Origin of the sequence: Sulfuricurvum sp. (assembly GCF_028681615.1) — a bacterium.
Taxonomy (GTDB): Bacteria; Campylobacterota; Campylobacteria; order Campylobacterales; family Sulfurimonadaceae; genus Sulfuricurvum.
The window spans coordinates 41,298-64,463 of the sequence record NZ_JAQUHV010000005.1 but is presented as its reverse complement, the minus strand read 5'-3'; the positions used below and the strand labels follow the sequence as shown (position 1 = coordinate 64,463).

General features: G+C 38.7%; 25 protein-coding genes. 13 read left to right on the top strand and 12 right to left on the bottom strand.

All coding sequences use genetic code 11. From position 1 onward, the window contains the following. Positions 1–56: 56 nt before the first annotated feature. Positions 57–986 (bottom strand): GGDEF domain-containing protein, encoded by a 930-nt coding sequence (locus tag PHE37_RS07360; protein WP_299996260.1) that lies wholly within the window; start codon positions 984–986, stop codon positions 57–59. A gap of 118 nt (positions 987–1,104) precedes the next feature. Between PHE37_RS07360 and PHE37_RS07355 the strand changes: the two genes are divergently transcribed. After that, entirely contained in the window at positions 1,105–1,779 is a 675-nt protein-coding gene (locus PHE37_RS07355) for a tRNA-uridine aminocarboxypropyltransferase (RefSeq protein ID WP_299996258.1), read from the top strand. An 80-nt stretch (positions 1,780–1,859) separates the two neighbouring features. Here the strand turns inward: PHE37_RS07355 and PHE37_RS07350 are convergent, their stop codons facing one another. Beyond that, positions 1,860–4,100 carry a multiheme c-type cytochrome gene (locus PHE37_RS07350; protein WP_300008355.1) on the bottom strand — a complete coding sequence of 747 codons (2,241 nt, stop codon included), beginning with the start codon at positions 4,098–4,100 and terminating at the stop codon, positions 1,860–1,862. Between the two features lie 193 nt (positions 4,101–4,293). Continuing rightward, positions 4,294–4,518 carry a hypothetical protein gene (locus PHE37_RS07345; RefSeq protein ID WP_299996006.1) on the bottom strand — a complete coding sequence of 75 codons (225 nt, stop codon included), beginning with the start codon at positions 4,516–4,518 and terminating at the stop codon, positions 4,294–4,296. 143 nt (positions 4,519–4,661) lie between these two features. Here PHE37_RS07345 and PHE37_RS07340 point away from each other — a divergent pair, with 143 nt between their 5' ends. The 6 genes from PHE37_RS07340 (at position 4,662) to PHE37_RS07315 (ending at position 9,069) form a co-directional block, all read left to right on the top strand. Beyond that, positions 4,662–5,453: a peptidyl-prolyl cis-trans isomerase gene (locus PHE37_RS07340; protein WP_299996008.1), complete on the top strand. Its 792-nt coding sequence runs from the start codon at positions 4,662–4,664 to the stop codon at positions 5,451–5,453. A gap of 2 nt (positions 5,454–5,455) precedes the next feature. Continuing rightward, positions 5,456–5,827 carry a YbgC/FadM family acyl-CoA thioesterase gene (locus PHE37_RS07335; RefSeq protein WP_299996010.1) on the top strand — a complete coding sequence of 124 codons (372 nt, stop codon included), beginning with the start codon at positions 5,456–5,458 and terminating at the stop codon, positions 5,825–5,827. A 205-nt stretch (positions 5,828–6,032) separates the two neighbouring features. Continuing rightward, positions 6,033–6,230: a hypothetical protein gene (locus PHE37_RS07330; RefSeq protein ID WP_299996012.1), complete on the top strand. Its 198-nt coding sequence runs from the start codon at positions 6,033–6,035 to the stop codon at positions 6,228–6,230. A gap of 23 nt (positions 6,231–6,253) precedes the next feature. Further along, entirely contained in the window at positions 6,254–7,792 is a 1,539-nt protein-coding gene (locus PHE37_RS07325) for a cytochrome ubiquinol oxidase subunit I (RefSeq protein ID WP_299996014.1), read from the top strand. Beyond that, the gene (gene cydB / locus PHE37_RS07320; protein ID WP_299996016.1) at positions 7,785–8,897 is read left to right on the top strand and encodes a cytochrome d ubiquinol oxidase subunit II; all 1,113 of its coding nucleotides are present in this window, start codon (positions 7,785–7,787) and stop codon (positions 8,895–8,897) included. The genes PHE37_RS07325 and cydB overlap by 8 nt, the downstream gene beginning before the upstream one ends. A 10-nt stretch (positions 8,898–8,907) precedes the next feature. Further along, positions 8,908–9,069 (top strand): hypothetical protein, encoded by a 162-nt coding sequence (locus PHE37_RS07315; protein WP_299996018.1) that lies wholly within the window; start codon positions 8,908–8,910, stop codon positions 9,067–9,069. A gap of 23 nt (positions 9,070–9,092) precedes the next feature. Here PHE37_RS07315 and PHE37_RS07310 read toward each other — a convergent pair whose 3' ends face one another. The 6 genes from PHE37_RS07310 to PHE37_RS07285 all read right to left on the bottom strand — a co-directional run bounded on the left by PHE37_RS07310 (position 9,093) and on the right by PHE37_RS07285 (position 14,198). Continuing rightward, complete coding sequence (locus tag PHE37_RS07310; protein WP_299996020.1) at positions 9,093–9,545, bottom strand: ankyrin repeat domain-containing protein; 453 nt, start codon at positions 9,543–9,545, stop codon at positions 9,093–9,095. A 2-nt stretch (positions 9,546–9,547) separates the two neighbouring features. Continuing rightward, positions 9,548–10,054 (bottom strand): ferritin-like domain-containing protein, encoded by a 507-nt coding sequence (locus tag PHE37_RS07305; protein ID WP_299996022.1) that lies wholly within the window; start codon positions 10,052–10,054, stop codon positions 9,548–9,550. 61 nt (positions 10,055–10,115) lie between these two features. Then, positions 10,116–10,781: a Crp/Fnr family transcriptional regulator gene (locus PHE37_RS07300; RefSeq protein ID WP_299996025.1), complete on the bottom strand. Its 666-nt coding sequence runs from the start codon at positions 10,779–10,781 to the stop codon at positions 10,116–10,118. Then, entirely contained in the window at positions 10,759–11,826 is a 1,068-nt protein-coding gene (locus tag PHE37_RS07295; RefSeq protein WP_299996027.1) for a hypothetical protein, read from the bottom strand. Before PHE37_RS07295 ends, PHE37_RS07300 begins: the two co-directional genes overlap by 23 nt. After that, positions 11,823–12,485, bottom strand: coding sequence for a uracil-DNA glycosylase (locus tag PHE37_RS07290; RefSeq protein WP_299996029.1), 663 nt, complete (start codon positions 12,483–12,485; stop codon positions 11,823–11,825). Before PHE37_RS07290 ends, PHE37_RS07295 begins: the two co-directional genes overlap by 4 nt. Before the next feature lie 66 nt (positions 12,486–12,551). Further along, positions 12,552–14,198: a bifunctional diguanylate cyclase/phosphodiesterase gene (locus PHE37_RS07285; RefSeq protein WP_299996031.1), complete on the bottom strand. Its 1,647-nt coding sequence runs from the start codon at positions 14,196–14,198 to the stop codon at positions 12,552–12,554. Positions 14,199–14,410: 212 nt separating this feature from the next. Here PHE37_RS07285 and PHE37_RS07280 point away from each other — a divergent pair, with 212 nt between their 5' ends. Continuing rightward, entirely contained in the window at positions 14,411–15,211 is an 801-nt protein-coding gene (locus tag PHE37_RS07280; protein WP_299996033.1) for an HDOD domain-containing protein, read from the top strand. A gap of 28 nt (positions 15,212–15,239) precedes the next feature. Here PHE37_RS07280 and PHE37_RS07275 read toward each other — a convergent pair whose 3' ends face one another. Then, a complete protein-coding gene (locus PHE37_RS07275; protein ID WP_299996035.1) occupies positions 15,240–15,626 on the bottom strand; it encodes a class II SORL domain-containing protein in 387 nt (128 codons plus the stop codon). 169 nt (positions 15,627–15,795) lie between these two features. On the opposite strand from PHE37_RS07275, the gene glyS reads away from it, so the two are divergent. After that, positions 15,796–17,832 carry a glycine--tRNA ligase subunit beta gene (gene glyS / locus PHE37_RS07270; protein ID WP_299996037.1) on the top strand — a complete coding sequence of 679 codons (2,037 nt, stop codon included), beginning with the start codon at positions 15,796–15,798 and terminating at the stop codon, positions 17,830–17,832. Further along, the gene (locus PHE37_RS07265; RefSeq protein ID WP_300008353.1) at positions 17,804–18,946 is read left to right on the top strand and encodes an FAD-binding oxidoreductase; all 1,143 of its coding nucleotides are present in this window, start codon (positions 17,804–17,806) and stop codon (positions 18,944–18,946) included. The genes glyS and PHE37_RS07265 overlap by 29 nt, the downstream gene beginning before the upstream one ends. Here PHE37_RS07265 and PHE37_RS07260 read toward each other — a convergent pair. Both PHE37_RS07260 and PHE37_RS07255 read right to left on the bottom strand, forming a co-directional pair. After that, positions 18,937–19,401: a hypothetical protein gene (locus tag PHE37_RS07260; protein WP_299995772.1), complete on the bottom strand. Its 465-nt coding sequence runs from the start codon at positions 19,399–19,401 to the stop codon at positions 18,937–18,939. The genes PHE37_RS07265 and PHE37_RS07260 overlap by 10 nt on opposite strands. 9 nt (positions 19,402–19,410) lie before the next feature. Beyond that, positions 19,411–20,190, bottom strand: a complete 780-nt coding sequence (locus tag PHE37_RS07255) for a C40 family peptidase (protein ID WP_299995774.1) — start codon at positions 20,188–20,190, stop codon at positions 19,411–19,413. A 128-nt stretch (positions 20,191–20,318) separates the two neighbouring features. On the opposite strand from PHE37_RS07255, the gene hemH reads away from it, so the two are divergent. The 3 genes from hemH to PHE37_RS07240 are packed head-to-tail and all read left to right on the top strand — an operon-like array spanning position 20,319 to position 23,147. Beyond that, the gene (hemH, locus tag PHE37_RS07250; protein WP_299995776.1) at positions 20,319–21,266 is read left to right on the top strand and encodes a ferrochelatase; all 948 of its coding nucleotides are present in this window, start codon (positions 20,319–20,321) and stop codon (positions 21,264–21,266) included. Next, positions 21,267–21,908 carry an HAD family hydrolase gene (locus PHE37_RS07245; protein WP_300008351.1) on the top strand — a complete coding sequence of 214 codons (642 nt, stop codon included), beginning with the start codon at positions 21,267–21,269 and terminating at the stop codon, positions 21,906–21,908. Positions 21,909–21,911: 3 nt separating this feature from the next. After that, positions 21,912–23,147: a hypothetical protein gene (locus tag PHE37_RS07240; RefSeq protein WP_299995779.1), complete on the top strand. Its 1,236-nt coding sequence runs from the start codon at positions 21,912–21,914 to the stop codon at positions 23,145–23,147. The last annotated feature ends 19 nt before the right edge of the window (positions 23,148–23,166 follow it).

Here is a 23,166-nt window from a genome sequence, read left to right as displayed (position 1 = left end):
CTTCTCAAAGTGCATTTGTTGGGTGGAGATGTAACCTTTTGAAAAAATATCTTACGTCAATCCAATAATATCGTTTTATTTTTTCCTTCATTTTTTGCTTGGTATAAAGCTTTATCGGCCCTTCCCATGAAATCATCATAATTGTCACCAATGCAATGTATGGTTACCCCTATGCTAACGGTTACATGAATTGTTTTTCCTGCATAGATCAGATGGCTATGCTCGATTTTGGAACGGATCTTCTCGGCAATAGAAAAGGCCCGGTCTTTTTCACAGCGATTTAACACGACTACAAATTCTTCTCCACCGTATCGATAAACTTTGTCACCGCTACGAATAGTCGATTTAATACTTTGTGCTAAAAAATAAAGTACTTTATCTCCGGCTAAATGTCCGTGAACATCATTAAGCAATTTGAAATTATCAGCGTCAATCATCATGATTACTAAAGGAAGCGTTTTATGTTGACCGGCTACAACAACACCGTTTAAATCCTCTATGAGCCCTTTTCTATTTGAAATTTGTGTAAGAGGATCAGTGGTAAGTTGCGCAAGCGCATTTTGAAGTTCACTGCTGAGTTCTTCAATTTTATTTTTTGCTTTTTTTAGTTCATTGGACATGTTTCGTCCCAGTTCACTTAGGCCTTCTACAAAATTCATGCATCGTTCAACCCCTTCTTCAGTTGCTTTACTTATATAATTTTCCTGAAGTTCTGCTACATGAGATATATCGGCATGTGATTCAACAAAAGTCATAAGCGAACGATGGGCTATATCGAGATAACGAGCCAGATCGTTCTGAGTATCGGTCAGTGTCTCATCCTCTTTTTGTGCCTTGAGTAGGGCTTGATCTGCTTGTTCGATAAAAATTTCATCAAAGTATTTTTTATAATGTGTGGGATACGGAGGTATATGTAAAGTTCTGAGTGTGCCGATGGCCTGATCATGAATTGAAAAAATTTTATCATAAACTTTCGTATCACTCATAGTATTCCCTTTACTTATTTATGAAGTGATTCTATCATCTTTTAGGTTGATTTTCTTCCTTCTTAGTGTTAATTAGATATTCTTTGATTGAATTATTGAGATATAGAAAAAGAAAAGTATGGACAAAATCATATCAAATAATATTTTAGTAGCTAGATCAAAATGCTATAAATGTTACCGGCCAATGAGCTCATGTATGTGCTCGTATGTAAATCCATTGGCAACTAATGCAAAATTTATCATATTAATGCATCCAAAAGAGTTTAAAAAGACTAAAAACGGTACAGGACATCTAACTCATCTTTCACTTCCTAATTCGGAACTTTTGATAAATGTTGATTTTACGGAAGATACATTTGTTAATTCATTGATCAACGACAGTCAAAATCTTTGCTATGTTTTGTATCCCGGAAAAGAGAGTATAAATCTCAATACCCAGAAAATAGCATTGAACGGAAAGCAGTTGGTTGTTTTTATTATTGATTCTACGTGGCCTTGTTCGGTTAAGATGCTTCGTTTGAGCAAAAATTTACAATCTTTACCCAAACTCAGTTTTACCCATACAAAAAATTCCCAATTTAAAATAAAAGAACAACCGAACCCCTTTTGTCTTTCAACGATTGAATCCGTATTAACTGTTATAGAGTTACTTCATGACCATGGAATTGAGCAAATTGAATCTGAGTCTTTCGAACATTTTCTAGCGCCGTTTAACTCAATGGTCAATTATCAAATAGAATGTGCATCACGGCTTAAGAGTGAACAAGTTCGGTTCATACGAAGAGAAAAATAGTTAAATCTCAATCTAGGTCATTAAGAGATCTTGGCTGACAATTTTTGGCTTTCACAATACGGAAAGCCAAAATCTAGATATTAAGGATTCGGTCCATTGTGGCAGTCGTAACAGCTCACTTGATGTTTTGCAGCAAATGTTTTTGTACCGTGTTCAACGGTTAACGTACGTGCTTGAGAGGTGGCTGATAAAATACTTCCACGATAATCGGAACCGTGACATACCGTACAGCTTGCCCGATTACTTTCAGCGGCATTTTTATGTTCACTTACCGCATTTTGACCGACTACGTGCATTCCGTGAGGACCTTTGGCAAAGTTTGACGTACCAGTCGGAACGGTAGTATGACAGGTTGTACATTCGGCAATAGTACCTGTATGACCCTGTAAAGCAATACTTTGTACATTATCGTTAGCATGAGAACTTGGATACTCGGCATGAGTAGCACCATGACATGCTTCACATTGGAGATTTCCATGTCCTTTACTAAATCGATAGAGTGAGAAACCGGTTGCCGGTGTATTAGGATTTGTTGCAAAACGACCCGTTGTATCTACAATGGTACGTAATGTTGTTCCACTCGAAAAAACACTGGTAAAGCGTGCAAAGTTTGATGTTGAAGTACCATTACGGTCATGACATTGTTGGCAATTTGGTTGGTCTAGCCAACCTTCACGTCCTGTTTTTCCGACATTGCTCATTGATCCATGACAGCTTTGACAGTCGATTGCATTGGTTCCGTTTGATTTTTTTGAATTACCCATTACTCCGCGCAAACATTTAGTGGATGAGCCTGGATGACATTTGTAGCATGAATCACGGTTAGTGCTGTTGTTCATAGAAAGACCGGTAGTAGGATCAATCACGTTAGCATGTTTACTGTGAAGTGCTTCTGTAAGTGGTTTAATTCCTGTTTTTTCTGGAGTTAGTAATGCATTTGATTTATGACATGCTGCACACAAAACGGGTTGTCCTGCATTTGCTGTATCCAACAATGTTCCTTTTGTATATGAAGCAGCCATATTTGCGGTTGCAATTGCATTCGGGAATTTTTCATCATGGAGTTTAAGAATGTTTTGTTTCCAATCTTTTTCTACACTTGTCGTATTATTAACCCATCCGGCAGTTGGTTTAGCCGCAGCTACACTATTGGAAGCATGACATGTAGCACAACTCATCTCATCGGATACTGGTAAGACCGCTTTTGTTGTAGCTATGATAGTTCCGCTGCTATCTTTTGCAACAACTTTGACCATTGGATAATAGTTTTTTACCCCTTTGTCATCATATGGTGTAATTGGAATACCTTCTGCTTCCCACCAGCCTTTTGAAGCGTTATAACTCATAGCCGTTGGTGTCATATTCGGCGTTGGATTCGATACAGCTGGATCCGAAAGATTCAAACCGTGATTATCAGCCGGTCTTCTGCCAAAAATAGCAAGTACCCAATTCCAAAAGTTTGTTTTTGTTACACTTGTCGTATTGATTGATCCTGTCGTATCAGCAACCGCTTCATATGTAAGTGTTACGCCTGATGTAATATTTTTTCCTGTCGTAAGATCTTTATTAATGAGATGGGCATGGAGATTGTTATATGGAGGAAGAATACTGAAAACAGAATAGTCTTTACCATCCATACAGTGCATACCTAGATCATTCCAAGCTATTAATGTGTATTTACCCGTATTGCCGATGTTACTGACTGTTCCACTTCCTGTACTTGTTCCACTTCCTGTACTTGTATTGGTATCTGTTGGCAGATGAGTATATCCTTTATCTTTATTAGATGGTGCATTCGGTGTAAAATTTTTTTGAGCAGTTGCCGAGTCAACAGAAAAGGCAGTTTTTCCAATGGTGTCTAAAACCTGTGTATCACTCAAATTTTTAATATATACTCGCTTTGTAACTGCTGCAAGAGTAGATGTCATTACTGGATCAATAGTAATCCCGTTGCTTGGATCTCCATCACTGTCCAACGTTTGAAGCGTCTGTAGGATACGAACAACATCAGCATTAGAAGAATCTGTTGTACCAATAATATCCAGTGGAGTAATTTTTCCATTGGTTGGTTTTGCTGATCCAATGTATAGATTACCTATATGAAAGGTAACCGATTCACCTTCTTGATAAATGAAATTACCGTTTGAATCAGTTATCCCACTCTCTGTTGCACTTTCAAACTCTAACCCGGATACTGGAGAATCCATAAATGTAGCAGTTGAAACAGAAGTAGTACTGCTGCCGCCTCCACCCCCGCCGCCGCATCCGATTAACATCAATGATGCAAGTAGCGATGAAATAATCACTTTTTCTTGACGCATATTGACCCCTTTATTTGGTATTTATCCGTTATATTAGAATACATTTGTGAATTTTTGATGAATTTAAATATTTAAAGAAATTAAGTTGTCGATAAGAGTAGTCGCGGTAGGTTTCTATTTATAGTTTTAGATGATAATATTTTTATTATTTATAATCACTTTTAAATTTTTTTGAAAGCATTTTTTTTATAATTTATATTTCATCTTCAAATTCTTCAAAAATACCAGAAGCGTCGACGATCTCTTTATCTCTGTTCTTTATCTCTTCTAATGCTTCAACTTTTGCATACTCGGTTTCTACATATTCAATAAAAGACTCAATATCTTGGTCTGAGGGAAAAAGATTTTCATATTTTAAAGCGATATCGATAAACTCTGGTCCACATCCGAAGTCAATTAATTTTTGTTTTAAATCCAAAGATTTTCCTATTATTTTTTATTTTTGACATTATAGATTTGAATACTTAATCTTTCAATGCAAATAAATTTAAAAAGTGGTTAAATTATTACAAATCTTCGATAAACTTATTGTCATATGAATAAAAAAAGAAGGAAAACTCTATGTCCAAACGTTTTATCGGTTCAGTTGTTACCGCATTATTATTAACATCGTCATTACAGGCGCATGTAATTGCTCCGGATGAGATCAAACAATTTTCAGCGCAAGCGCTGCATATTGATTTTGATACGGCACCGGAGGAAGTAAAACAAAAAATTACTTCTGAATACACGCAACGGATCAAACTTGCCGAGGCTTTAGTTGTACAACTTAAAAATGATCCGGAGTACATCCAAATATCTGAAACACTTGCGCTTGATTTATGGTCTAAACGTATTGCAGAAGCTACAAAGCCTACTGACGAAGAACTTCAAAAAGCTTATAAGGATGCCAAAGATCTAAATATTGCTGCAAGTTATAAAATCCGTCACATCGTAGTTATGCAAGAGACATTGGCTGATGTCATGATCAATCAATTGAAAGCTAAAACTGGAGATGAACGTGACAAATTATTTACAACGTTAGCATCAACAAACAGTATTGATCAAAATACGAAACAAAAAGGGGGATATGTCGGTTGGGTGAATTCATCAGCTCTCCCGGAAGTGGTAAAAACTGCTTTAAAAGACAAAGAAGCAGGAAGTTATATCAAACTTTCTACAGGTAAAGACATTTGGGATGTTATTCTTCTTGATGAAGTCAAACCGGAACACCCGGCTACTTTTGAAGAGGCTAAAAGCTACTTAGAGAATATGCTACGACAACAGGCTGTTGAAAACGAAGCAAAGAAAATTTTGGCTACATTAGATTCAAAACCTGCTGTGACCAAGAAAGCATCTAAGAAATCTAAATAAGAATGAAAATACGGGTTTATTACGAGGATACCGATGTGGGCGGTGTCGTGTATCACTCTAATTATCTTAACTTTTGCGAGCGTGCGCGAAGTCAGCTGTTTTTTGATGCAGGGCGCTCTCCGATATTAGCCGGAGGGCATTTCGTAGCCAAGCACATCGAAGCGGATTATCTTAAAACTGCGAAATTTGGAGATATTTTAGAGGTTAAAACATCGTTGATCGAAATTAAAAATGTTTCTTTTACCCTTTCCCAGAAGATTTTCAGAGAAGATGAGAAAGTTTTTGAGATGCTCATTGATCTCGTGTATATCGATTTTTCAGGGAAAATGGCAAAGATACCGGCTTCAGAAAAAGCCTTTTTGTCCGCACTCTAAAAGCGGCTTTTTCGATCGCTTCGGCGATTTCTTGATTTCTGCACATTCTAGCTTTCAGACTGCTTCTCTTGGCAATTGAGTATTAACCTATAATAAATTGAAGAATCATGTATAGATAAATCTGAAAGATACATAACAGTTTTATGTCGTTAATATTCGGATTATGAATAGTCATTCAGATTTGAGTTTTTAAGGAAACACAGTAATGAAACGTTACGGTATTTTCCAAATGTATCACGATTTTTTTGCAAATCTTCGGTTGAAAAACAGCCTTGTGCTTGTCTTTGCTTTTAAATTGCTTTTTATTTGGGCGCTGTTTTACTTTTTATACGACGACCCTTACAAGACATCACCCCAAACCGCTTCTTCAGTGATTGCTGAAAAACTGTCCCTTCCAAAATAACCGTCAGATATAAGGATATAGATATGGAACTCGTCGATTGGTCAAGAGCGCAATTTGCTTTAACCGCTATTTACCATTTTTTGTTTGTCCCGCTTACGCTTGGACTCTCTTTTCTTGTCGCCATCATGGAAACAATATATGTTAAAACAGGCGACGAAGAGTGGCTTGCAACAACCAAGTTCTGGGTCAAACTATTTGGAATTAATTTCGTTATCGGCGTTGCGACCGGCCTTATCATGGAGTTTGAATTCGGGACTAATTGGGCAGCCTATTCATGGATCGTCGGAGATATTTTCGGTGCGCCGTTGGCAATCGAGGGGATTTTTGCTTTTTTCCTTGAATCCACTTTTTTTGTCGTATTGTTTTTTGGCTGGAATCGTGTTTCGAAAAAATTCCACCTTCTTTCATCATGGTTGGTAGCTATCGGAACCAACCTCTCCGCTTTATGGATTTTGGTTGCAAACGGGTGGATGCAGCATCCTGTGGGCATGATATTTAATCCCGATTCGATGCGGTATGAGATGGGGAATTTTTGGGATGTGATCTTTTCACCTGTCGCGGTAGCAAAATTTCTGCATACCATCGGCGGCGGGTATGTAACGGCGGCTATTTTTGTCGTCGGTGTATCGGCATGGTTTTTGATACGGGGACGTGAATTGCATTTTGCCCGGAGAAGTATCATTGTCGCGGCATCATTCGGTCTGTTTGCATCAATATTTCTCCTGCTAAGCGGTGATGAATCGGCGCATCAGGTTGCCCAAAAACAACCTATGAAACTGGCGGCTATGGAAGGGCTGTATACGGGAGAAGGACGTGCGGGAATCGTAGCGTTCGGGATTTTAAATTTGGATAAAGAGATCGGAGATGACAAGCCCGAATTTTTTGGAGATATCCAAATTCCGTTTGCACTCTCCATACTCGGATACCACGATATCAATGCGTTTGTCCCGGGTATAAACGATCTCATTGCAGGTAATGAAAAATTCAATGTGATGAGTGCCGGCGAAAAAATTTCTCGGGGACAATCAGCATTGTCCAACCTGGCACAGTATCATGAAGCTAAAAAAGCCGGCGACAATGAAAAAGCGGCAGATCATCTTGCGGCATTTGATGTGAATCAGTCGTACATGGGGTACGGACACTTTAGTGATCCGAAACAGACGGTTCCTCCGATCGCTCTTACCTTTTACAGTTTTCACCTGATGGTTGGATTGGGATCATTTTTCATCGTATTGTTTCTTGTCCTCCTTTATCTTTCGATGACCAATGAACTCATCAATACACGCTGGGCCTTATGGGTTACATTGTTTTCTATTCCGCTAGGGTTTATAGCGTGTGAAGCAGGTTGGATCGTAGCCGAAGTAGGGCGGCAGCCTTGGGTGATTCAAGATCTTCTTCCGACGATGAAAGGGGTAAGTGCGTTAAATCCACTGAGTGTGCAGATCACTTTTTGGATGTTTGCGGCACTGTTTACCGCTTTATTGATTGCCGAAATTAAGATCATGGTTGCGGCGATTGCACATGGACCTCTTATTATGGAAAAAGGAGAAGATCATGTTTGAGACATGGGAACTGCTGTGGCTGCAAAATTATTGGTGGGGGATCGTCTCATTACTGGGCGGATTTTTGGCGATGATGCTTTTTGTGCAGGGAGGGCAGGCTCTGATTCCGTTGATAGGAAAGAATGAAACGGATAAAACACTGCTGTATAATGTTTTCGGACGTAAATGGGAATTGGGTTTTACGACACTGGTTTTATTCGGAGGAGCTATTTTCGCCGCTTTTCCCCTCTTTTATGCCGTCAGTTTCGGCGGAGCGTATGCGGCATGGATGACACTGCTGTTTGTTTATATCATTCAAGCGGTTTCCTACGAGTATCGTACCAAAAAAGGAAATGTCTACGGCGCAAAAATATTTGAAATATTTTTAAGTATTAACGGCTACCTCGCCCCGTTTTTAATCGGGGTGATTATCTCTACAATGTTTTCAGGAAGTCCGTTTATTCTTGATAATGACAAGCTTGCCCATTGGATAATGCCAACTCGCGGGCTGGAGGCATTGAGTGTCCCTTTTAATGTATTAGGCGGGATATGCGTACTTCTTATATCCCGTATATTGGGGATGCTCTATATTCTTAACAGCGTAAAAGAGGCGGAAATACTCCGTATAACGGAGAAAAAAAGACAATCTGAGATCGTGGTCACGTTGGTTTTTTTAGCCTCGTATGCAGTATGGATATTTTCAGTTTTGGGTGCCGATATTTTGCAGGGGAAAGTCGTGATTGAGTCCAACCGCTATTTCCATACCTTTATGAACCATCCGATCAGTGTATCGGTTCCGTTTGTGATCGGATTGCTTTTGTTTCTCTTCGGCGGATTTCGCGGTAAAGAAACAGGATTTTGGTTCGCTGCATCAGGTGCCGTATTGACGGTATTTGCACTGCTGCTCTCTACCGGGATCGGGGGAGCCCCTTTTTATCCCTCCTATGTTGATTTGAGCAGTTCATTGACGACCGCCAACAGTTCAGCCAGCCGCTATACGCTTATGGTCATGGGGTACGTATCGCTGTTCGTGCCGGTTGTATTAGGATACATCGCATATGTATGGTATTCTATGGCACGTCCCGTTACTCACGAAGAGATCAAAAACGATCCGTTTAGTTATTAGGAGACAGACTATGGAATACATCGAATCACTGCTTTGGCTTTCGTTATGGCCGATCATTATTTATTTAGGATATAAATTTGCATCTTTGAATCTTCGCCATTATCAGAAATTAGAGCGGCTGGAAGAACTTGAAAATACCTTTTTTGCCAAATCCTCTAAACACGAGGGATAAAGCCATGCTGCACCGTTATCGCGCTATAAAAGCGGTTTTAATTTCAGTGTAGCTTTTTCAATAGCAGATGAAACCTCTTTGTTTCCCCGCATCCCTGCGATATCCAATGGAGTTAATCCATCTTTGCTCATAATATGTCCTGATGCACCTTTTTCTAATAAGTATAAAGCAATCGGTGTATATCCTTTCCATATGGCCAGATGCAAAGCCGTAGCTCCACCTATATCTTGTGCAGTAACATCTGCACCTTTCTCGACAAGATACTTGACTGCATCCATATTGCCAACCCAGCTTGCATACATCAAAATGGTTTTGTTATTATCTTCCCGAACTGAATTAGCATCTTGAAGTGACTGTATTTGGGATTCAAATGTTGCAGTGTCATTTCGATCAAGAAGACTGACTAATGTTAAAATGTCTGCACCATGCATATAACTTGTCATTACAAAGAGAAGAATGAATATTTGTTTTATCATCATTATTTCTTAAATTGTTCAATAAACTCTTCGATATCATCGAACAAAGCCTGTAGATCTTCTTCGTGTCCCACTTCATCCGCCAAGATTTGTGAAACAAGATCGTAGGTGATTGTATCTTTTTCACGTGTAATATCAAGAATATTAGAATAAACACCAATAGCGCACTGTTCTCCTTTGATTGCTTGTTCCAATACCTTGCGTACATCTGGTTCGGTAGGAGCATCATATCCGCAGTTACTGTTCGTAAGCCACTCAGAAGGGTGAAGAATCGGAGTACCTCCAAGCTGTATAATGCGGTCACAAACCATTGTAGCATGACGGAGTTCATCGGCTGCATGTTGCGTAAGTTCTACAATGGCGGCATCTTTCATGAGTCCTTTAACCACTTTGGCTTCAATGAAGTATTGATAATAGGCAAGCCACTCATCACAATATGCTTTATTAAGAAGATCATAAACTGTTTGTGCTTCGATCCCGCGAAGAAGTGAAATACCTCTTTTACCCATTTGGATGCTCCTCAGTGATAGTTGGATTAACTCTATCACTCATTCTCTTAAAGGAAAATAATTATCCGCAGTATGAGATTAGTATTTCATCTGAAAGGACAGTAATTCCTTCGGATTTTGTATGGGCGATGACGCCTTCAATTTTTAGTTTTTTAAGAATACGAGAAAGGGTTTCCGGTGTGATTCCAATAAGTCGAGCTATTTCTATTTGCTTTAAGCGATTAAAAGCAAATAAATCATCACGGATAAGACGTGCTACTTTTGCAATTGCATTCGGTGCTGTGTGACGTTGCAGAGCAAGTTCTAATGCAGAAATTTTTTGAGTCAGAGAAGAAATAAGTGCAATGCTTAGAGACGGATCATTCTGAAGAAGATGCAAAAAAGGATCTCGAGGAATTTTAAGTAGAACGGAAATTTGTTTTGCCTCGCACGAAGCAGGATAGGGGATTTGTTTAAGTGTTGCAACTTCTGCAATAAGTGAAGGTGCGTGAAAATGGTGAATCGTGATCGTATCCAATGAAGCAGAGGATTTATAGACGGATACCTCACCATCTATGAGAAAATGAAAATAGCTGCTCTCATCTCCCTCATAAAAAATGACCTCACCTTCGCTGTAAGAACGGATGATCCCGATATTTTCAATTTGAGTACGTTGCGTATGGGATAAATGGGCAAAAATCCCAATTTTTTTGAGTGAAAATGGCTCAGTGTGAGATAAATGGTTCAAAACCGTATTCTTTTGCATGTAGTAGTTCTACAGGATATATGACCTGAGAATTGATAATACGCATGGTATATTTTCTTGGGGTATTACTAAGTGAAGCAATAAGATAATCGATACCGACACTGGTAGAATATTGGATCCAATCAAACGTAATATCATTATTCATCAATGCATTCGATTCATAGATATCATTAGGGAACTCAATTAAAGAATTGGCTAAAATGATATTTTTTCGATCTTGATATTGTGTCAAGGTTAAAAGTGTAGGATCGACATTAATCTGTGTAGAAAGTATGTTGTGCACTTTTATTTTGGAAAAAGTAATATGAGCCGCCAATAAAGCACTTTTGACTACGGGTATATGAATAATAACACTGCTCTTATTAAATAAAGAGGGTTTTGCCAGATAAGTGACTATATTATCGCCCTTTATATCGATAGGATAACTTGCAACTCTCTTTTTTTCATTTTTATGGGCAAGAAAAACTTCTTCTGTAGAGGTTTTTAGTTGTGTCCCAACACTGGAATTATCATAAAAAATGCTAATTGAATTTCCCATGTACGGGAGGAGAGCTTCAATTTGGGCAGAATAATCAATTCCGCCAAAAACAATATTTTCCGGTGAATCAGGAAGATCACGTTTGTGGACAGTCGGTATGTAAACCGGAATATGAATAGGAATAGTAATGAGATTTTTTGCACCACTGGACGTTAATGGTGCAACGATTGCATCCATCCCATCTTGCCGAATCTTTTCTAATGCTTGCGAAAGAGAACCGGCTGACTCATCGGGAATGTCATAACGTTTAAGTTGAAAGTGATCATTTTTAAGAGCAATAAGAGTTGCTTCTGAAACGTTAAAGACAGACTGTGTATATTTTCCAATGACGCCGGGTGCAGAAATAACAGCGATATTGATCATTTTATCTGTCGTGGAAAATTCGGAAGTAAAGTTTGTTGTATCCGTTGATTTTTGAATAATTATTGTACGGGCGTAACTGTAAAAAAAGAGTAGGGATGATAGCAAAATTATACGCATTAGAATCATGATAATTGCCCCTTTATGGTTTGTAAATCTCGTAAAGCCTCTTTTTTTAGAGAGGGATTACGAACAAGATAAAGCGGATGATACATAGGGATCAAAAGAGAATCTCTAAACGGTATGATTTCTCCTCGAACACGCTCAAAATCTTCGAGATCACCTGTGAGTATCTGATATGCATCTGAACCAAGTGTCACGATAATACTGGGTTTAATAAGTTCTATTTGTTTGGATAAAAATGGCGCGCAGCTGCTGCATTCGCTTTGTGAAGGACTTTGAAATCCAAAGGGCTTACATTTAACTGCATGCGTAAAATAGACATCTTCAACTTGATATTTCAACACTTTTTCAATCATATCTCGTAGCATAACACCGGATCTTCCGACATAGTAGTCTGACGCTTCATCTTCGGCAGCTGAAACATAAGCATCAATAAACATTAATGAGGCTCGCGGGTTACCGTAACCGATCATGCTTTGTCTGCGTGATTTGCTTAGATCGCACAAATAGCATTTTGATATATTTTCTCCTAATCTACTGAGAGAATCCGGAAGCGTATTTGAAGTGGCTTGTATATTAGGAGTAATTGGATCAATGTAGGCATATCCCAATGATTTTAAACGATAGAGGTTTTCTAATAAAGCAAGATTTTGAAAAGAGTCCACGAATTTCACTTCATATTAATTTATAAGGAGTATAAAGAAGAAGCGGTTAAAAGGAGATAAAGGGCTCTACAATGAAGAAACGATCTCTTCAGGTTTACCAGTAAAGTATCCTTGCGCAAAATCGACCCCGAGTTCTTTGACCGCAGTGTAGATATCTTCGCTGCTTACAAATTCGGCTATGGTCTTAGCACCGATTTTATGGGCAAAATTAACAATCGTTTCAACAACGATATGATGCCTTGAATTGTCGGTTATACCTTGAATAAGTGATCCATCAATTTTGATATAATCGACGTTCAATTTTAGAATATTCTCAAAATTGGAGTACCCTGTTCCAAAATCATCAATAGCAATTTTTGCTCCCAGTGCTTTCACGGAAGTAATAAATTCTACAACTTCTTCATAGTTTTCTATACCTTCTGATTCCAATATTTCAAAAACGATCCGTGAAGCAGTACCTGTTTGAGTGATGGTATGGATGATCTCTTTGACAATAAAAGGATCGCGTATATCGCTATCTGACAAATTTATGGAAAACTCTTCACTTCGTTTGGAAAAAAGAGAACATGATTGATTGAGAACTTCAAGAGTGATTTGAGGGTAAAGCTTTGTTTTTTTTGCAATAGTCAAAAATGCTGAAGGAGGCACAATAGTGCCATCATTATCAATCATTCGAACTAATGTTTCATATTTGTCGATATTTCCGGTTATTAGATTAATAATCGGCTGATAATGGCAAATAATTCGATGTTTTCCCAATGCGCTGCGAATAGCAGTCCTCATTTTCATATTGGAACGATAAGTTTCTTCAATATTTTCATGTTCTGCATAGAGCGCAAGAGAAAGTTTATTCTTTTTTGCACGGTTTAACGCAATATCGGCTCGGGTCAATAATTTACCATGTCCAATCGCCGCTCCAACCGTCATACGTATATTAATCGTTTCATTTTTAATAAAAAAGACTTTTTCTTCCAATAATGACATTAAAGCCGTAATTCGATTTCGTAAATCACTCCACGTAAAATGCTCATACAATAAAACGGCAAATTCATCCCCGCTTATGCGGTAGGGGAAAAAATTCATTTTACAAAACCACTGTCCTACCTGATTTAGAATGTTATCACCTGTCTCAATTCCGTAAAAATCATTAATTTCTTTAAAATCATCAATATTAAAGATGACACAAACAACTGGATTTCTCTTTTCCATATCGGAGACAATTTTTTGTCTATTAGGCAGACCTGTAAGCTGATCATAGTAGGCAAGTTTTAATGTTTTCTCTTGACTTTCGCGTAAAGCACTTAGGTCTGTGAAGATTGCAAGATAATTTTGTATTTTATTATTTTCATCCATAATAGCACTAATACTAACCCAGGCAGGAAAAACAGCACCATTTTTCCGCTTATTCCATATTTCGCTACTCCAGTGCTTTTCTTTGAGCAGCGTATTCCACATTTGATTATAAAAAGAAGGATCATGTTTTGCAGACGAAAGAAAATTTGTATTTTTCCCGATTACGTCTTGTTCACTGTAGCCGAATGTTTTTAAAAAGGAATTATTTACTTTTATAATATTATTGTGTCGATCGGTAACAATCATACTATCTGACGCATGTTCCATGGCCATCGCTAGTATTTCAAATTCACGTCGTCTTTCATGCATTTTATCCTCTTCCAATGTTTCGAGAGAGAGACAGCAGGATCTTTTATCCACACAACACCTTTTTTTGACTAAAAAATAATTTATTTCAACATTTTATTATTTATTCTTTAATAATAATTGTTCTATGTTTGCTTAAATATGTTACTTATATAATTTTTATAATTAATTAAATTAAATTAAATTAAAGTTTGAAAAAGAAGTTTTCGATAAAAAATAATGCTAAAATCACCGATATTAGATAACCAGTAAACAAAAGGAAGTGTGTGGACAATAATATACTTTATTCGATAGAGTCTTTTCCCCCTCTACCGGAATCAATCAATAAAATAAATTTACTTTGCAGTGTAGAAGAGATAGATTTAAAAGCAATTATTCAAGTGATTGAATCAGATCCTATACTTTATACAGATATTTTACGTTTTTCCAATGTTCCTTATCATGGTTTTAGATACCCGATTACATCAATCTCACAAGCGATTGCACTCTTTGGTATTGCTGCAATTCGTGGTATGTCTCTCACAGCTGCATTGAAAGCGCATCCCTATACGGATTTGAGTTCATATGGGATGAGTATACACGAATGGTTTTCAGTTATGGAAAAGCAGCAACGTTTTCTGGACCTCTGGTTGGTAAAAAAACATCGTTCCATTCTACAATCTCTCGGCGGTTTGACTTTTATTTTAGAAATAGGGCGCTTGGTTGCTTCATATGCTTTGATGCTGAATAACATATCATATGTATTTACGGGAAATGAACCCGATAAGCTCCTAATAGAAGAAAAAAATCTTTTTGGAAAATCAGGTGATGAGTTGGCCGGAAAATTATTCGATTATTGGAATTTTGATGAAATGTTTACGAACTCACTATACTATTCTTTCAATCCTGAAGAAGCAACAGATCCGCGTGCATGTGCTGCCTTAAAATGCGCCAGATCTCTTTTTACGTTGAAAGAGGTGAAACCATTTGAAGAAATTGAATCTATTCTGGAACAATATGATTTTAAAGTAAATGATGCGAGAGTTGCTTATGAGATATTACTGAGTGATGATGAGATAGATGATTAAAAAGCCCGAACAAGTCGGGCTTTAAACGTTATTCAGCGACTTCGACTTCGACTGGAGTTGATTCCCACACACCGTGTTTAGTGCAGTAACCGTGTGCTATTAGAGTTAATTTTTTACCCATAGGAACAATATTGAAAGTTACTTCCGCATGATTTTTTTCATTACCTAGTGTTCCCGGTACAAAATCAGCACGAGCGAGTAGAGTTTCACCGTTATAAAGTGAAATGTTCGCGATAAAGTGATCGAAATCATCAGGGTGAGAATATTCGTTCCCCATTTTTACAGTAACAGGAAATTTTTCACCTTTTTTTGCAGTTGAAGCACAGTGAATGAACGGTGAATGACGGTCAATGTAGTCTTTTTTTGCTTCGCGGTCTACAGTACTGATGTCTACGTAACGGTTGATTGTTGGCATGAGAATTCCTTGTTTTTAAAATTAATTCAGACATTGTACACCTCAAAACTTTTAACTACACCTAAATGAGATACTTTATCTCTTAATTAATTTTTTCCAAAGCAACAGCGATTTTTAACCAATAGCGGGGTAAAATCGGGCTTTAAAAATGATTGATGGATAAGTGAATATGTTAAAACCTCTTTTGATTGAAATCGGTGTTGAAGAACTCCCCGCTGTACCCCTTCTCAAAGAACTCTCTGAAATCGAGAAAAAATGGGTTGCCGTACTTGAAAAAAATGCTCTTTTAGGGGAGTTTGAATTCTATTATACACCGCGTCGTTTGGTACTGTGGCACCGGGAATTTAAAGTTTCCCAAGACGACCGTGTCGAAGAGTTTTACGGTGCACCAGTTGAGATCGCTATTAAAGACGGTGTCCCGACTCCTGCTGCTTTAGGTTTTGCAAAAAAATGCGGTGTTGAATTCGACCAAATATCACGTGCTGAAAAGGGAGGGAAAGAGGTCCTTTTCTTTAGCCGCACGGTAGAAGGAAGACCAAGCAGTGAAATTTTAGGTGAGATGATCGAGCAATGGATTAAAAGTCTAAACTTCGGTAAATCAATGCGCTGGGGTTCCTCGCATGAGAGCTTTATTCGTCCGATCCGATGGGTCAACGTTATGATGGATAATGAGGTAGTTGATGTAGAACTTTTCGATGTTCGCTCATCTGCTCATACGTATGTCCACCGGATCAGCCACTTTGGAGCGAAGAATGTTGATTCTATCCACCACTACTTCGATCTTCTTAAAGAGGGATCGGTGACACTTTATCCGCAAGAGCGTCGTAAAACCATTTTAGATACATTCGCAGCACTTGAACAAGCCCATGGCATCAGCATCGAAGTAGATGCAGATCTTTTGGACGAAGTCGTTGCAATTACCGAGCATCCGACACCGCTATTAGGCAGTTTTGATGAGAGTTTCCTTGAGCTGCCCCCTGAGGTTATCATAACCTCGATGAAAGAGCATCAGCGCTATTTCCCGGTCTTCAAAGACGGAAAGCTGATTAATGCTTTTGTCGTCGTTTCAAATGCACTTTGTGATGATTTCTCAAAAGTGATAGAAGGCAATGAGAGGGTTCTTCGTCCACGCCTTTCCGATGCACTCTTTTTCTACCGAAACGACCTCAAAAAAGGGCTCAGTACTGCAGGATTGGAAAAAGTCGTCTTTATGAACGGTTTGGGGACGTTGGCGGAAAAAATCAAACGTGAAAAAGTGGTCGCATCGACCATCGCAAACTTGATATATGATAATATCAATCCTAATCATTTAGAACGGGCAATGGAATTGGCAAAAGCCGACTTGATGTCTGAAATGGTCTATGAGTTTACCGAGCTACAGGGACTTATGGGATATTACTATGCACTAGCTCTAGGTGAAAGTGCCGAAGTAGCCACTGCGATTAAAGAACAATACCTCCCTACGGGAGAAGAAAGTGCGTTACCAAGCACCATGCTCAGTGCGATTGTTGCGATGTCGATGAAAGTTGATACGTTGATCGGCATGTTCAGCATTGGTGAAATTCCTACAGGTTCTCGTGACCCGTTTGCCCTACGTCGTGCTGTTAACGGTATTATCAAAATCGCAGTAGAATATCGAATTCCGCTGAATTTCTCCAATTTAATCGATCAGCTTACCAATCTCTATCCGCAAGGGAAAGAGTACAAAAAGAATATTGAAACATTTGTAATTGAACGACTAGCAGGAGCCTATGTCGGTATTAATCCATCGATTATCCAAGCAGTAGTTGCCAAAGATGCAAATGTAGAACTCGATGTTCTTGAAATTGATCAAAAAATCCGTGCCGTCAATACCATTGCATCATCCGATTCATTTGTCGAAGCATTTTCTACCTTTAAACGGGTCAGCAACATTCTCAAAGATGAAGCGATGGACAAAGGGTTCAGTGTCAATGAGTCGTTGTTTGAAAACGATGCGGAACGCCATCTTTATGCTGCCGCAACCTCAGCGATCTCTGCGAGCTACGAAACTCTCGAAGATCGTTTGGATGCACTCTTCGGTCTCAAAGCACCTTTGGATGCCTTCTTCGACAACGTTATGGTCAATGCCGAAGATTTGAGTGTCCGTGCCAACCGCAAAGCGTTGGTCGGAATGATCTACGCAGAGATTTATTCGATTGCCGACATTAAAAACATCACCTTATGATGTCATCATCATCGGTGCAGGGGTAAACGGCTGCTGTAGCGCTTATACGCTTCATCGTGCCGGTTTACGTGTCGCTCTGATCGATCAAAACGGTATTGCTTCGGGCGGTAGCGGTGCGGCAGGGGCGTTTATATCACCTAAAATTTCCAAAGCGGGCGAACTCAAAGAGATAATGAGTGAAGCTCATACTGAAGCACTTGATTTTTATACGACAAATTTTCCAAATTTTACCCTAGTAAAACCGCTCCTTCACATCGCCAATAGTCCGAAAGAGGGTGAAAAAGTTGAATCTTTCATTCGTGATACCCATTTAAAGCACTCAAATATTCCCCATAAAATACAGACTTTACTGAGTGATGAAGCACAAAATGCTGCTTCGATTTATTTTGACACGGGTGCTATTGTAGATGCTCAGGGCGTGTGTCGGGCAATGGTGGATGGAATCGACTTTTATTGCTTCAAAGCAGAACATATTACACATGAAAATGGACTCTGGCAGGTTGGCAACCTACATGCAAAACATCTGGTTCTATCGATCGGTGCCTATCCGAAACTCTTGCCTGTCGATTATGTTGGATTACGAGGAATTTGGGGGCATCGAATCGACATTGAAACGTCGACACATATTCCATGTATTTTGCACCAACATGTTTCGATCTCTCCGACGAACAAAGAAGGAATTGTCGCTATCGGAGCGACTCATGATGTCCACTATTCACCGTTTTCAGGGGAACCTTATGATTTAGTGCAGGGGAGAGAGATACTTCTTGAAAAAGCCTCTAAAACATTAATGTTAAATAATATCATAGTTCTTGCGGATTATACCGGCTTGCGTTCAGGCTCAAACGACTATCTCCCAATGTTGGGCAATCTGGTAAATGCGGATGCAACATTGGCAAAATATCCCCATATACGTCATGGTCAAGCAGTAAATCCAACTGATTACCTCTATTATCCAAACGTAACTATGATTAACGGTTCAGGCGGATACGGATTTGTTCTTGCGCCGTATTTGGCAAAAAGACTAAAAGAGTTCATTGCAGATGGTTTCGAGATGGATCCGATCTTGTCTCCGTCTCGTTTTTTCCCTCGATGGGCAAAGCGTCAGTCGTAAACAACAACACCATAGTTGTCATCAATCCGGTAAAAGCGTGAATCGGATGTAATGATCAACTCATCAAGACGTGCCAGATGGACATAACTTTGTTTCCCGATTTTGATCCCGTTTTCGAGAAAAAAACGTTTGAGGTTCACAAATTTGATATCGTTGACAAACTTGTATTCGAATTGATGGTAAAGACGCATTTTTTTATAGCCGAAAATATGGCTGTCTATTCCAAGCTGTGTCGCTGCATATTGGGTTGGAAGATAGCCGCCTAGGTCGGTTAAATCTTCTTCGATATGTGCATATTTTTCAGGAAGAGTATTCTTTTCGATAAAGACATAGCGGTTCAGTTTTATATGTCGGCTGTCATTCCAGTAAGAGTAAGCCGGAGAGGAAAGGGAAAGTTTTGTATAAACCTCTTTCCAGAGCCAGTGTTTATCAAGGATGGAATAAAAAGAGGACATCTTTTTTTCTTATTCGTCGTATTGTGGAGTATTAAGAGCCAATCGCTTGGCATACATAAAGCGCTCTTTGTAATATCCTTTGTCAATTGAATCATATTGAACTTTTCGACTGGCGTAAGAAGCATGGATAATTTGTCCGTTTCCAGCATATATGGCTACATGGGATGGATCGGATTTATAGGTACGGTAAAAAAGCAGATCTCCGACCTGTAGATCTTTTGGGTCGACATTTTCACCGAGATGCGCCTGTTCTGTAGCGCTATGGGGTAGTGCTATACCAAATTGTTGGAATACCTGCTGTGTAAATCCGGAACAGTCGGTACGATCCCCTGATTTATCCCCAAAGCCATAGGGTGTGCCAAGAAACAGTTTTGCACGTGCAAGAATCTTGTCTTTTAGATTTTTCAAATTTCCTGCGATCTTTTGTGGTGCATTTTTAGGCGGTTCATCAATGTTTGCATTATCGGGACAAACTGTATTGGAACCAATCGGAGAAGGTTTGGCGATTACTAGATAAGGGTTGGTATCTTTACCGATAGAATCGTGATCGAATGTGGTGTTTTTTAAGACTGTCTCTTTGACAACCGGAGGTGTTGGTGGAGTTGGTTTGGCTATTGTTAAAGTTTGATTGTTTTTTTCAAAAGGGTTATCATCATTTTTTGCTGAATCGTTAACTTTTTTTAGTTCCCGTTCATATTCTAAAAAGAGGGACGGTTCACGCCTCTGTGATTCTGCTTGAACCGTTAATGTCAGTAAAATCAGTGATAGCACTGTTCGTTTTATCAGCATTAACCCTCCTTCTTTTTTCTGCGTTGTAGTCATTATAGATTAAAAAGCTTTATTTTTTTTTATAATGCTAAATTTTAACACTTCGTTATGGTACACTTTCTTCAAAAACAGATGGATAACAAGCACAGATGAGAGAAGCAATTGTACTGTTAAATATGGGTGGACCAAACAATCTTCACGAAGTAGAGATGTTTTTGCACAATATGTTTAATGACCCTTATATTATACGGACAAAAAGTGCTTTGTTGCGCAAATTTATAGCCGGAATGATTACGTTGACACGTGCCGAAAAGTCTCAAGATATTTATCGTCAAATCGGTGGAAAATCTCCTATCGTTGATATTACACGCTCTTTGGTAAATCAACTGAATGTGGCTCTAGGAGAAGATATTATTGTTGATTTTGTTATGCGATATACACCTCCTATGGCAATGGAAGTGTGTACACGTTTACAAGAACTGGGTGTTGAGAAAGTATATCTAATACCTCTTTATCCCCAATATTCGAGTACTACGACCCAATCATCGCTGGATGATTTTGAGCAAACAGCTCATAAAATCGGCTGGCATGTAATCACTGCAGAAATTAAACATTTCTTTTCCAGCGAAACGTATAATCGATGTGTTGTCGAACGCATTAAAGAAGCATTGGGATCTGATAATGCCGGATCATTTGATATTGTGTTTTCTGCCCATGGATTGCCACAAAAAATCGTTGATCAAGGTGATCCGTATCAGCGTCAGGTTGTAGCGCATGTTGGATTGATAGAAGAGATGTTGAAAAATAACTGGCTTGACTTTAACGGTATTCATTTGGCGTATCAGTCTAAAGTCGGACCTATGAAGTGGTTGGAACCGTCTTTGGAGACGACATTACATTCATTAACCAATAAGAAAGTCATTATCGTCCCTATTGCTTTTACGATTGATAATTCCGAAACCGATTTCGAACTTTCTATTGAATATGCTGAAGTGGCTCATGAATTTGGCTATCAAGAGTATCGTGTCTGCCGTTGTCCGAACGATCATCCGTTATTTGTCCAAACACTCATTGAACTTTATGAGAAAATGAAATAAATGCAACGCATCGCGATTTTTGATATGGACGGTACATTGATTGATTCGGGTTTGGATATAACCGTGTCTATCAATTATGTCCGATCGCAGTGCTATTCTCTTAAGCCTTTGAGTGTTCAAGAAGTTGTCGATGCCATTAATGCTCCGAAGCGAAATTTATCTGAGATATTTTATGAAAAAGAGACTTATGAACAATGTGCCCGTGATCTTTTTGAAGAACACTATTTTGAACAATGCATTCAAAATGTAGTAGCATACGAAGGCGTTCATGATGTACTAAAAACGCTACACGATCATGGTGTTGCAATGGGTGTTGCAACGAATGCTCCAAGTATTTTTGCAAAGCGTATGTTGAAGCATTTGGAATTGGACATTTTTTTTACGAATATAATCGGTGCGGATAATGTAGAAAGCCCAAAACCCCATCCACAAATGCTCAATCACCATTTAAATCATTTCCGATATCGTCCGGGTACGGATAATGCTTGGATGGTAGGTGACAATTCCAAAGATATTGAAGCAGCTTCCCGTGCAGGGATACGCAGTATCTTCGCTGCATGGGGCTTTAGTACTGATGGGAACGGAGATTATTTTGCATCAACGCCTGACTCGTTATTCAAAATTATTTGTGAAAAAGGATAAAGTATGATCAGTATCGATTTACTTTTTATCATAATTGTGATGTCACTTTTATTTTTACGTCATACTGCAGTCTATAAAGATCCGAATAAAATCAATTACACCCCAGTAGTACTGGCGCTAGGGATCATTGGCGGGTTGTTGCATTTTATTCTCAGCGGTATGACAGATATCAATATATTCAAAGAATCGCTTCTACCGTTAAGTGTAGGGGTAATACTGGCTTCCATTATGAGTGTTATGAGTCAAACAGTTTCCAGCATCAACAAGCATGAAGATCGGCTTCGATCTGCTTCATTGAATGAAGAAATAAGGTCTATAGAATCCGTTTTATCTACTTTGGGCGAACGGTTAGATATTGTGGCACAAATGGAGAGCTCAACCCATGATCAAATTCGTAATGTTTTTAAAGAAGAACTCGATAACCTAAATGCAATACAAGCCAATCAAAAACTCTTCGTCTCCAAAATAGAATCCCTTTTAGCAAAACAGCAAAGTGCTATGGAAAAATTTGAAGAATTTACTCTCAGTGAACTTCCGAGTCTTGATAATGTCGTGCATCGTCATATCGATCTTTTACGTGTCGCGGAACAAGATCATTTTAATCAGCTCAAAAACGTATCTCGTACCACGTGTGATGAACAAAAAGAGGTGCATACGCAGCTAAAAGAGTTACATGACCTCGTATCCCATATGAACCGTCAGCATCTTCCTGATCATACCATTGCAGTTTTGCAAAAAGAACTGGATCGCATTATCCATGATTTTTCGCATCATATTCAATTACTCGGTTCAAAAAGTGAATCTATTGTAACCTCATTACTTGAAAATGATTCATTATTACGGGGGACACGAGAACAAAGTGAGCTTATCATGCAGCAAATGGTCCTCTCATCCAAGCAGATGCGAGAAATGACGTCTCATTCAAAAGAGCTTGCCGATTCGCTTAAACCACTTACACGACTTTTCGCTTCTGCAGAAACCCTGCATGATGAGTTTAGTGATGCTAAAGGCAAATTGAGTGAACTTATTGTCACGCTTGAATCCTATGAACGTCAAGAATACCGTTCAATACGACAGAGTGTGGAGCAGGTGGCTGCAGAAGCGATAGCACAAATGCAGGTTTTGGTTCAAACTCTTCAAAAAAGAGAATCGATTCCGTTGGTTGAAACGAGAAATGTTCAAGAATTGGCGAGCAAAGTAAAACTTCATAAGAGCTATTTGGGAGAAAACCAAGAATAAAGACTTTATAATGACGAAA